Genomic DNA, 10,593 nt, shown 5'->3' on the forward strand with positions numbered 1-10,593 from the left:
GATGGTATCTACCGTGGTCGTCAATTATTCGCTAAAGCATCTGCTGAATAATTGATGATGTATTAAGCGTCAAGCTTAGTAGAAAAAATGGGAGCGTAAGCTCCCTTTTTTTGTCCGCGTTTTTTGTTGTATTTGGCAATTACTAAAAGCAAAATTAAATGCTAAATTTCCGCACCATATACGGGCTTATATGAGAGCTTGCTGGAGTATTGGGCGTCTATCATGCTTCAGCATATCTTAATTAAAGGATTTTTTTATGTCTGCTAAACAACTTGGGCAAGCGTCTTTGGCAACCAAAACTGCATTTTTGTTCCCCGGTCAAGGCTCGCAGAAAGCCGGCATGCTCGCAGAGCTTGCAGAACAGTTTAGCGGTGTGCAGGCGACGTTTGCTGAAGCATCGGAAGCGGTTGGCTTTGACTTGTGGCACATTGCGCAAAGCGGCGAAGGCCTGGATCAGACTGAATTTACCCAGCCGGTGCTGCTGACCGCCAGTATTGCGCTATGGCGCGTATGGCTGGAATTGGGCGGCGTGGTGCCGAAATGCATGGCTGGCCATTCTCTGGGGGAATACAGCGCATTGGTGGCTGCCGGAGCGATGAGCCTGGGCGATGCGGTAAAATTGGTGCACCTGCGCGGCAAGCTGATGCAGAGCGCAGTGCCTCAGGGGCAGGGCGCGATGGCGGCGATTCTAGGCTTGGACGACGCCAAGGTGTTGGAGCTGTGCGAGCAGGCCAATATGCAGGGGCGCGGCTCGGTTGAAGCGGCCAACTACAATGCCAATGGCCAGGTGGTGATTGCCGGCGACAAGACTTTGGTTGAAGCGGTCATGGCTTCAGCTAAGGAAAACGGCGGCAAAGCGATTGCGCTGCCGGTGTCTGTGCCGTCGCACTGTTCACTGATGAAGCCGGCTGCTGAGCAGTTTGCGCAAGCTTTGGAACAAACTGCCATTGAGCTGCCGCGCATTCCTGTAATACAAAATGTCAACGCAGAAGCTGCCGCTGATGTGGCGCAATTGCGCCAGGCATTGACTGCGCAATTGTATCAATCGGTGCAATGGACCAAGACCATGCAGCTCATTCAGGATCAGGGCATTCAGTATGTGGCTGAATGCGGTCCGGGCAATGTTCTGGCGAATCTTGCGAAACGTTTGCCGAATATCGAAAAAGCATTTCCGCTCGACACCAAGAGTCGTTTGGAAGACGCATTAAACGCCATCTTAGTGGCTGAAGGGAAAATTGCATGACACAAGAACGCAAAGTCGCACTGGTGACAGGCGCGAGCCGGGGGATTGGCGCAGCCATCGCTCAGCAGCTGATTCAAGACGGTTATTTTGTTGTAGGCACGGCAACTTCTGAATCCGGCGCAGAAAAGCTTTCCGCCGCCTTTGGCGAAAATGGCGCCGGCAAAGCGCTGGATGTGCGCGACGGCGCGGCGATTGACGCTTTGGTTTCAGAGATTGAGCAGAATTACGGCCCGGTGCTTGCATTAGTCAATAATGCCGGCATTACCAAAGACAACCTGCTGCTGCGCATGTCTGAAGATGACTGGGATGATATTCTGAATATTCATTTGAAAGCGGTTTACCGCCTGTCCAAGCGCGTGCTGAAAGGCATGACTAAGGCGCGTTTCGGCCGTATCATTAATATCAGTTCTGTGGTTGCGCATTTCGCCAACCCGGGCCAGGCCAACTATTCAGCGGCTAAAGCCGGCATTGAAGCGTTCAGCCGTAGCCTTGCCAAAGAAATGGGCAGCCGCCAGATCACGGTAAACTGTGTGGCGCCGGGCTTTATTGCGACAGAAATGACTGAAAAGTTGAGCGAAGAGATTCGCAAGAAAATGAGCGATCAGGTGGCTTTAGGCCGTTTGGGTGAGCCTCAGGATATTGCCAATGCCGTCAGCTTTTTGGCTTCAGGCAAGGCAAGCTACATTACTGGCACTGTAATGCATGTAAATGGCGGTTTATACATGAGTTAAGCTCAAGTATAAACTTCCCAAACTTTTTATATTCAATTAAACTAACGGCATTAAAAACGCCACAAGCAATGAGGAGAATTCCTGTGAGCGATATCGAACAACGCGTTAAACAAGCGGTTGCTGAGCAACTTGGCCTTAAAGTTGACGAGATTAAAAACGAAGCATCTTTTATGGATGACTTAGGTGCTGACTCTCTTGACCTGGTTGAGCTGGTTATGTCTTTCGAAAACGACTTCGACATCACAATTCCGGATGAAGATTCTAACGAAATCACAACAGTGCAATCAGCTATTGACTATGTTTCTAAGAAACTGGGTTAATTCCTGATTTTCAGCTTTGCTGAATAAAAAAAGCCGCCAGTTTTGGCGGCTTTTTTTATTGCGCGCAGGCCTGCGTGAACTTCAGCGCTAAACGTCCAGATCCAGATACAGGCCTTCCTTGACTTCCTCCATCACCACATAGCTGTGCGAAGAGGCGGAGGCCGGCAGTTTTTTCAGCAGGTTGCCCAGCAGCTTGCGGTAAGTGCTCATTTCCTTTAAGCGCGCTTTCACCAGATAGTCAAAGTCGCCTGAAATCAGGTGGCATTCCAGCACTTCGGGAATCTCGGACAGATCGCGCGCCACCTGCTCAAATACATCGCCCGACTTGGCGGAAAGCTTGATTTCAAGGAACACCAGCAGGCGCTTATCCACCAGTTCCGGGTTCAGCCGGGCGTAATAGCCCATAATGATGCCGTCGCGCTCCAGGCGCTTGACCCGCTCTGAGCAGGGGGTGGTAGACAGGTTGACTTTGGCCGCCAGCTCGCTGATGGCGATGCGTCCATTCTTCTGCAGAATGTCCAAAATCATGCGGTCGATACGGTCTAATTTACGCATTTATAATTCCCTGTGTTTTGAGTAAAACCGCGACAAAACGAGTGAATTCACTGAAAGAAAGCCCTAAAAACAGCAAATTCAACTATTGATCCAAAAATATACTAGTTAAATAAACTAGGGACAGGGTCGAGGTCAAGGCTATGCGTGTAATTGTTTTAGGCAGTGGTGTTATTGGCGTAGCCAGCGCTTATTATTTGGCGAAGCAAGGCGCGGAAGTGACTGTGCTGGACCGCCAGGCTGGGCCTGCGGAAGAAACCAGTTTCGGCAATGCCGGCCAGATCTCTCCCGGCTATTCGACGCCTTGGGCTGCCCCCGGTATTCCTTTTAAAGCGGTGAAGTGGATGTTCCAGCATCATGCGCCTTTAGCGATCAATATCGACGGCAGCATGTGGCAGCTGAACTGGATGGCGCAGATGCTGAAAAACTGCAATCCGCAAAGCTATGCCATCAACAAAGAGCGCATGACCCGTGTTGCTGAGTACAGCCGCGACTGTTTGCGTGAACTGCGCAAAGAGACAGGCATCAGTTATGAAAACCGTGCGAAAGGAACATTGCAGGTTTTCCGTAATGATGCGCAGCTTGATGCGGTGCAGCGTGATATCCAGGTTTTAAAAGAATGCGGTGTTGACTACGAACTGCTGCTGAAAGATGATTTGGCGAAAGTCGAGCCGGCTTTAGCATATGCAAAAGATAAGCTTGTCGGCGGCTTGCATCTGCCAAATGATGAAACGGGTGACTGTTATTTATTTACCAATGCTTTGGCGAACTTGGCTAAAGGCATGGGCGTGGATTTTAAATTTAACCAAAATGTTGAAAAGCTTGTGGTTGAAGGCAATGAAATCAAAGGGGTGGTGGTTGATGGCCAGGTGCTGACAGCAGACCGTTATGTGCTGGCTTTCGGCAGCTATTCACGCGATTTCTTAAAGCCGCTGAATCTGAATTTGCCTGTGTATCCGGTAAAAGGCTACTCACTGACGATTCCAATTGTAGATCCGGCATTTGCGCCGCAGTCTACGGTTTTAGATGAAACCTATAAAATTGCCATTACGCGTTTTGATGAGCGCATCCGTGTTGGCGGCATGGCGGAACTGAGCGGTTTCAACCACGGTTTAAACCAAGACCGCCGCGCAACTTTGGAAATGGTCACTCAAGATTTGTTCCCGGGCGGAAACTTGGCTGAAGCAAGCTTCTGGACCGGCCTGCGTCCAATGACGCCGGACAGCACGCCGATTATCGGCGCTACGCAGTACAAAAATCTGTTCCTGAATACCGGCCACGGCACATTAGGCTGGACCATGGCCTGCGGTTCAGGAAAGCTGATCAGTGACCTGGTGCTGGGCCATTCCGCTGACATCAGCACCGACGGCCTGTCGCTGCAGCGCTACGCGCATGCGACCGCTGCTTAAATTCAAATGTCCCTTATGCAATATGTTCAAGGAAGAACCCGATGCCGCGCCCGATTCAAGCCATTATCCACTTAAGCGCCTTGGCGCATAATCTGCAGATTGCCAAGCGCAGCGCTGCCGGGTCGCAAGTGTATGCCGTGGTCAAAGCCAATGCCTACGGCCATGGCATAGAGCGGGTATATGACGCCTTTAAGCAGGCGGACGGCTTCGCGCTGCTGGATATCGCTGAGGCTGAGCGCCTGCGCGCGCTGGGCTGGCAGGGCGATATTCTGCTGCTGGAAGGCATTTTCTCGATGCAGGATCTGGCGGATTGCCAGCGCCTGCAGCTGAGCTTCAGCATTCACAGTGCTTGCCAGATTGAATGGCTGCGCCAGTATCAGCATAGCCATCCTGAAGCGCAATTCAATATTTTTGTCAAAATGAACTCAGGCATGAACCGCCTAGGCTTCACGCCTGAAGCCTACCGCAGCGCCTGGAGCGAACTGCAGCAGCTGCAGACTGTCCGCAGCCTGACGCATATGATGCATTTTTCAGATGCGGACGGCGAGCGCTTCGGTGAATGCGGCATTCAGTACCAGTACGCCTTATTCAAGCAGATCATTCAGGACTTTCCTGCGCCTGCCACAGTCAGCAACAGCGCGGCGATTTTGCGCCATAGCCCTGAACTGCAGTCGGATATTGCCCGCAGCGGCATCATGCTGTACGGCAGCTCGCCGGACTATCCGGTGCACAGCATTCAGGACTGGCAGCTGCAGCCGGCCATGACCCTGCGCACGGAAATCATTGCCGTGCAGCAGCTGCAGGCCGGGCAAAGCGTGGGCTACGGCTCCAGCTTTGTTGCAGACCGGCCGATGCGCATCGGCATTGCGGCCTGCGGCTACGCCGACGGCTATCAGCGCATCTCGCCGACCGGCACGCCGGCGCTGGTTAATGGCCAGCGCACGCAGCTGATTGGCCGGGTCAGCATGGATATGCTGGCGGTTGACCTCAGCGCTATTGCAGATGCCGATATCGGCGCGGAAGTGGTGCTGTGGGGCAAGTCGTCCTGCGGCGCGGTGCTGCCGATTGATGAGGTCGCGCGCGCATCCGGCACGGTCGGCTATGAGCTGATGTGCGCGGTGACGCAGCGCGTGCCGTTTGCGGTTCATCCGCATTGAATTTTCAGGAAATCCCAGTTTACAAGAAACCCAACTTTTACAAGGAAGCATAACCATGTCAGAGCAAATTCAAAGAATCAGCAGCAATGATTTTATGAGCGCTGTCACTGTCTTTAATCAGGTGGTCTATCTTTCAGGCCAGGTGCCGAAAAACCCTGAAGGCAGCATTGAAGCGCAGACCAAAGATGTGCTGCAGACTATTGATGACCTGCTGGCGCAGGCCGGCAGCGATAAATCCCGCATGCTGTCCGCGCAGCTGTTTCTGAAAAACCTTGCGGATTTTAAAACCGTTAATGCCATTTGGGCTGAATGGCTGAAAGACAGCCCGAAGCCGGCGCGCGCCACGATTCAGGCCGAGCTGGTTAATCCGGACTGGCTGATTGAAATTGCAGTCACTGCTGCGCAGCCTTAAGGCCGCGCAGTTTTTGTATTGAATCTTCCATGCTTTTAACGGCAGTTTGCGCTCAATAGGATATTGAGCTGCGCAGGCAGGCACTGGCACAGTGGCTGCCCGCGCCGTTGGAGGCATTAAATAAGGATATTAAAATGAGCCAAATGCATCAAGATGACGTGCAATCGTCGCCTCCTGAGCTGCAGCGCAAGCTGTCCAACCGCCATTTGCAGCTGATCGCCATCGGCGGCGCCATTGGCACGGGCCTGTTTATGGGCTCAGGCAAAACCATTTCCCTTGCAGGGCCATCCATTCTGTTCATTTACATGATTATTGGCCTGATGTTTTTCTTTTTAATGCGCGCGCTGGGCGAAATCCTGCTGTCCAATCTGCATTACAAATCCTTTATTGATATGGCGCATGACCTGATTGGGCCGGGCGCCGGATACTATATCGGCTGGTCATACTGGCTGGGCTGGATTCTGGTCGGCATTGCGGACTTGGCGGCCATTATCAACTATCTCAGCTTCTGGCTGCCGCCGGATATGGCTTTTACCCCCATGGGGCAGGCCTTAATCAGCGCCGGCTGCGTGCTGTTTGTGCTGGGGCTGAACCTGCTGACCGTCAAGCTGTTTGGCGAAATTGAATTTTGGTTTGCATTAATCAAAATTTTAGCCATTTTAGGGCTGATTTTTATCGGCGGCTTCATGGTATTCAACCATTTCCATGCGCCGGACGGCACAGTTTCGGGCTTCAGCAATGTCTGGGCGCATGGCGGCATGTTCCCTAAAGGCCTTGACGGCTTCTTGGCCGGCTTCCAGATTGCGCTGTTCGCCTTTGTCGGCGTGGAGCTGCTGGGCACCATGGCGGCTGAAACCAAAGACCCTGAAAAGAACCTGCCTAAGGCGGTCAATGCCATTCCAACGCGCATTATCCTGTTCTATGTGCTGTCTCTGTTTGTGGTGATGTCGGTAACGCCGTGGGATAAAATTCCAGCGGATCAAAGCCCGTTTGTATCGCTGTTCCTGCATGCCGGCATTCCGACTTCTGCCATCATTATGAATCTGGTGGTGCTGTCTTCGGTGATGTCTTCGATGAACAGCGGCGTGTTCTCGACCAGCCGCATGCTGTTCGGCTTGGCGCGCGGCGGCCAGGCGCCACAGGCGCTGGCGCGTTTGTCTAAGCGCGCGGTTCCTGCGCAAGGCCTAATCTTCTCCTGCCTGTTCATTATGGCGGGCGCCGGCCTGCAGTACTTTGTGCCGAATACGGTGGAAGCCTTTACGCTGGCCAGTTCCCTGTGCGTGATTCTGTTTATCAGCATCTGGGGCCTGATCATGGTGTGCTACCTGCGCTACCGCAAGCTGCAGCCGCAGAAGCATGTGCATTCGACCTTTAAAATGCCGGGAGGCGTGTGGATGAGCTATATCGTTCTGGCTTTTCTACTGTTCGCATTGGTCATTTTAAGCTTGGAGCCGGATACCTTAAAAGCCCTGAAAATCAGTCCATTGTGGCTGGTGATTCTGGCGGTGACTTACCGGGTGCTGTACCTGCCGAGAGTGAAAAAGCGCCCGCTGGAACAGCCGTAATTTTTTAATCCGCTTTTCAAAAGCCCGCTTGCCTAAGCGGGCTTTTTTATGCGCGCCAGCTGCTGGAGGAGCGCTTATTTGCCCTAAAAGGATTTTTAAAATATGATGAAAATCAACAGCTCATTCTGCTGGACTGAAGTCATGGCGATGATTTGAATGTGAAAAGCTTGCATCAGCGGCATTGAGTGGGCTTCTTTAAAAACTTATAAATGAACAAGCGGTGTATGCGAAATTATAAAATAGACGTTCTCCGCGGCATCTGCATTCTTTTGGTGCTGCTTCACCACTTCAATATTCCCTATAAGCTGCATGATACTTTTTTAGGCGTGCAGGTTTTTGGTGAAAGCCTCAGCACGCTGCTGGCGCGCAATGGCAATTACGGCGTGACCATGTTTTTTGTCATTTCCGGTTTTCTGATTACCCGGCACACCCTGCAGAGAAGCGGCTCGCTGGCGCAGATCCGGCTGAAGGATTTTTATATCCGCCGTATTGCCCGAATTATGCCTTGTTTAGCGCTTTTGGCGGTGATGGTGACCGCGCTTGGCGCTTTGGGCCTTAAGCCCTTTATGAATCAGGCGCCGAACGGCATAGAGGTGCCTTATGGCCTGACGCTGGCGGCGGCCTTCACATTCTGGATGAATATCCTGATTATTGAATACGGCTGGGTCAATTACGCGCTGGGCGTGCTGTGGTCTTTATCGGTCGAAGAAGTATTTTATTTGGCTTTCCCGCTCCTTTGCGTGCTGCTGGGCCGGGGCAAAGGCTTTGCTGCCTTGCTGCTGGCGGTGATTTGCTATGCGCCGTATTTCCGCGCCATGCATTCCGGCGCAGAGAGCGGCGCCTATCTGTATCATTATTTTTCCAGCTTTGACGGCATCGCCATCGGCTGCTTCACGGCTTTGGCTGCGCAAAAGTTTCAAGGCGCAATGCCTTATCCGAAGCTGACGGCTGCTGCGGTTTCCGCCTTGATGGCGGCTTTATATCTTTATGCGCCGATTAAAGACGTCAGCACCTGGGGCATCAGTGTTTTTGCCCTGCTCGCGGCCATTTTAATTTTCTGTTTTGCGCAGGATGCAACAACAGAAGCCAATTCGGCATCCGCAAAAGCTTTGGCCTGGATTGGCCAGCGCAGCTATGAAATGTATTTGTTTCATTTAATTATTTTGGGGCTGATGAAAGCGGTGTATTTCCCAAAGGAAACGCTGCCTGCTGAAAAGCTGATGCTGCTGCCGCTGTATTTTGCTGCGGTGTTTATTTTCAGCTGGGCGGTTGAAAAATATTATTCAGCGCCGCTGAATCTGAAGATCCGCAGAAAATGGCTGAAGCCTTAAGGCGTCCGCTGTGAATTTCATCCGCAAGGCACAGCGTTTTGGCTCTTTGCTTGCTTTTGGGGGCGGATAGGATGATGGCGCAAAAGGCGCCGCATTGAATTCTGCCTGCGCAGCTTGGCATATTCTTAATGTTGCTTTGCTGTGGCGCATTTTCTTCTTTGGGGGGAGTGCTGGAGAGGGGACTTGGCGGATATAAAAAAGCCCCGAATGAATCGGGGCTTTTATTGGGTGTTTTTTAGAAGCTTGGCTTCACTACCACTAAAATCACGACGGCCAATAAAATCACGGTTGGCATTTCATTGAAAAAGCGCCAGAACTTATGCGATTTATAATGCGCATGGCCAATCAGCTTTTTGCGGTAGTAGCCGCAGGCAAAGTGGTAAATCACCAGCAAGCCAACCAAGCCGACTTTCAGGTAGAACCACAGCGCCTCATGATAATGGCGGGTGGCATCGCCCCAGTCCACCAGAAAATGCGCGGTGATCAGCGTCGCGATCATTGCCGGCCACATAATGCCGCGGTACAGCTTGCGTTCCATTACTTCAAAACGCTGATGGCTGACCGCGTCATCGCTCATGGCATGGTAAACATAAAGCCGCGGCAGGTAAAACAGTGCTGCAAACCAGCACACCACGGCAATAATATGTAATGCTTTTACCCAGAGGAAAGCATCAGAAGGAGCATCCATCAAGTCACCCTAAAATGGGCGGCTTAGCCTTCCCATTTTTTGAAAATGAGGCAGGCGTTTACGCCGCCAAAACCGAAACTGTTACTCATCACAGTATTCAGTTTTGCGTCGCGTTTTTCAAGTACGATGTCAAAGCCTTTCGCGCCCTCATCCAGCTCGGTCACGTTGATGTTCGGCGCAATAAAGTCATTCTGCATCATCAGGACGGAGTAGATGGCTTCCTGCACGCCGGCTGCGCCTAGGCTGTGGCCTGTCATTGACTTGGTTGAGCTGAGCGGCGGCACTTGGCCTTCGCCGAAAGCGCGCTCCATGGCTTTCAGTTCTGTCACATCGCCCGCCGGGGTGGATGTGCCATGGGTATTTACATAGTCAATTGTGTCTGCGCCGTGCTGTTTGGCTTCTTCCAAAGCCATCAGGATGCAGCGTGTCGCGCCTTCACCGGATGGCGCAACCATATCCGCGCCGTCAGAGTTGGCAGCATAGCCGACCACTTCAGCTAGGATGTTCGCGCCGCGCGCCTGTGCATGCTCCAAAGATTCCAGCACCACAAAACCGCCGCCGCCGGCAATCACAAAACCGTCACGGTCAGCAGAGTAAGGGCGTGACGCTGTTTCCGGCGTATCGTTGTATTTCGAGCAAAGCGCGCCCATGGCATCAAACAGCAGGCTTTGCGACCAGTGGTCTTCTTCGCCGCCGCCGGCCAGCATTAAGTCCTGCTTGCCGAGTTGAATCAGGTTGTAGGCATAGCCGATCGCATCTGCGGAAGTTGCGCAGGCGCTGGTGATGGTGTGCGCAATGCCCTGCATTTTAAAGGCAACGCCGACGTTGGCGGTAATGGTGTTGGACATGTTGCGCGGCACAAAGAACGGGCCGACTTTGCGCGCGCCTTTGGTGTCCAGCAGCTCTTTCATTTCGATTACAGACGCTGTAGAACCGCCGCCTGAACCGCCGGCAATGCCGTAGCGAGGGTTGCCGCCAATCTGTTCTGCGGTCAGGCCTGCATGTTCAACCGCTGCCACTGCTGCATTGTAGGCATACATTGCACATACGCCCATAAAGCGCTTCAAGCGGCGGTCAATGCCGTCAAAGTCCTGTTCAGCGGCTGCGCTGACATGGCTTTTAAAATTCATGTCCGCATAAATGGGGTTAAAACGTGTTCCCGAAATCCCGTTTTGCAAAGAGTGA

The 10,593-nt window shown here is 52.4% G+C and carries 11 protein-coding genes; 8 read left to right on the forward strand and 3 right to left on the reverse strand.

All coding sequences use genetic code 11. The features are described from left to right. Positions 1–256: 256 nt before the first annotated feature. The 3 genes from fabD to acpP all read left to right on the forward strand — a co-directional run bounded on the left by fabD (position 257) and on the right by acpP (position 2,294). Entirely contained in the window at positions 257–1,243 is a 987-nt protein-coding gene (gene fabD, locus RSA72_RS12525; protein ID WP_332623163.1) for an ACP S-malonyltransferase, read from the forward strand. Next, on the forward strand, positions 1,240–1,974 hold the full coding sequence (fabG, locus tag RSA72_RS12530) for a 3-oxoacyl-ACP reductase FabG (RefSeq protein WP_332623161.1): 735 nt from the start codon (positions 1,240–1,242) through the stop codon (positions 1,972–1,974). Before fabD ends, fabG begins: the two co-directional genes overlap by 4 nt. 83 nt (positions 1,975–2,057) lie before the next feature. Next, positions 2,058–2,294, forward strand: a complete 237-nt coding sequence (gene acpP, locus RSA72_RS12535; RefSeq protein ID WP_005011841.1) for an acyl carrier protein — start codon at positions 2,058–2,060, stop codon at positions 2,292–2,294. Positions 2,295–2,381: 87 nt separating this feature from the next. Here acpP and RSA72_RS12540 read toward each other — a convergent pair whose 3' ends face one another. Beyond that, positions 2,382–2,849, reverse strand: coding sequence for an Lrp/AsnC ligand binding domain-containing protein (locus RSA72_RS12540; protein WP_068908400.1), 468 nt, complete (start codon positions 2,847–2,849; stop codon positions 2,382–2,384). Between the two features lie 140 nt (positions 2,850–2,989). On the opposite strand from RSA72_RS12540, the gene RSA72_RS12545 reads away from it, so the two are divergent. From RSA72_RS12545 to RSA72_RS12565, 5 genes are all read left to right on the forward strand, one after another. Continuing rightward, on the forward strand, positions 2,990–4,255 hold the full coding sequence (locus RSA72_RS12545) for a D-amino acid dehydrogenase (protein WP_332633262.1): 1,266 nt from the start codon (positions 2,990–2,992) through the stop codon (positions 4,253–4,255). A 41-nt stretch (positions 4,256–4,296) separates the two neighbouring features. Beyond that, on the forward strand, positions 4,297–5,412 hold the full coding sequence (gene alr / locus RSA72_RS12550; protein ID WP_332623157.1) for an alanine racemase: 1,116 nt from the start codon (positions 4,297–4,299) through the stop codon (positions 5,410–5,412). Between the two features lie 55 nt (positions 5,413–5,467). Next, positions 5,468–5,824, forward strand: a complete 357-nt coding sequence (locus tag RSA72_RS12555) for a RidA family protein (RefSeq protein ID WP_332623155.1) — start codon at positions 5,468–5,470, stop codon at positions 5,822–5,824. Between the two features lie 143 nt (positions 5,825–5,967). Continuing rightward, positions 5,968–7,389, forward strand: coding sequence for an amino acid permease (locus RSA72_RS12560; RefSeq protein ID WP_332623165.1), 1,422 nt, complete (start codon positions 5,968–5,970; stop codon positions 7,387–7,389). Positions 7,390–7,613: 224 nt separating this feature from the next. Next, on the forward strand, positions 7,614–8,720 hold the full coding sequence (locus RSA72_RS12565; protein ID WP_332623153.1) for an acyltransferase family protein: 1,107 nt from the start codon (positions 7,614–7,616) through the stop codon (positions 8,718–8,720). Positions 8,721–8,955: 235 nt separating this feature from the next. Here RSA72_RS12565 and hemJ read toward each other — a convergent pair whose 3' ends face one another. Both hemJ and RSA72_RS12575 read right to left on the reverse strand, forming a co-directional pair. Further along, positions 8,956–9,408 (reverse strand): protoporphyrinogen oxidase HemJ, encoded by a 453-nt coding sequence (gene hemJ / locus RSA72_RS12570; protein ID WP_332623152.1) that lies wholly within the window; start codon positions 9,406–9,408, stop codon positions 8,956–8,958. Positions 9,409–9,431: 23 nt separating this feature from the next. Then, positions 9,432–10,593 (reverse strand): beta-ketoacyl synthase N-terminal-like domain-containing protein (locus RSA72_RS12575; RefSeq protein ID WP_332633264.1); only part of this gene is annotated, 1,162 nt, incomplete at its 5' end.

The sequence above is a fragment of the Acinetobacter sp. genome (assembly GCF_036659555.1).
GTDB lineage: Bacteria > Pseudomonadota > Gammaproteobacteria > Pseudomonadales > Moraxellaceae > Acinetobacter.

What these genes read in the sequence shown, in the direction of transcription:
- fabD (WP_332623163.1), top strand. Translation starts at nt 257, where the DNA reads ATGTCTGCTAAACAACTTGGGCAAGCGTCTTTGGCAACCAAAACTGCA.
- fabG (WP_332623161.1), top strand. Translation starts at nt 1,240, where the DNA reads ATGACACAAGAACGCAAAGTCGCACTGGTGACAGGCGCGAGCCGGGGG.
- RSA72_RS12540 (WP_068908400.1), bottom strand. Translation starts at nt 2,849, where the DNA reads ATGCGTAAATTAGACCGTATCGACCGCATGATTTTGGACATTCTGCAG.
- RSA72_RS12545 (WP_332633262.1), top strand. Translation starts at nt 2,990, where the DNA reads ATGCGTGTAATTGTTTTAGGCAGTGGTGTTATTGGCGTAGCCAGCGCT.
- alr (WP_332623157.1), top strand. Translation starts at nt 4,297, where the DNA reads ATGCCGCGCCCGATTCAAGCCATTATCCACTTAAGCGCCTTGGCGCAT.
- RSA72_RS12555 (WP_332623155.1), top strand. Translation starts at nt 5,468, where the DNA reads ATGTCAGAGCAAATTCAAAGAATCAGCAGCAATGATTTTATGAGCGCT.
- RSA72_RS12560 (WP_332623165.1), top strand. Translation starts at nt 5,968, where the DNA reads ATGCATCAAGATGACGTGCAATCGTCGCCTCCTGAGCTGCAGCGCAAG.
- RSA72_RS12565 (WP_332623153.1), top strand. Translation starts at nt 7,614, where the DNA reads ATGCGAAATTATAAAATAGACGTTCTCCGCGGCATCTGCATTCTTTTG.
- hemJ (WP_332623152.1), bottom strand. Translation starts at nt 9,408, where the DNA reads ATGGATGCTCCTTCTGATGCTTTCCTCTGGGTAAAAGCATTACATATT.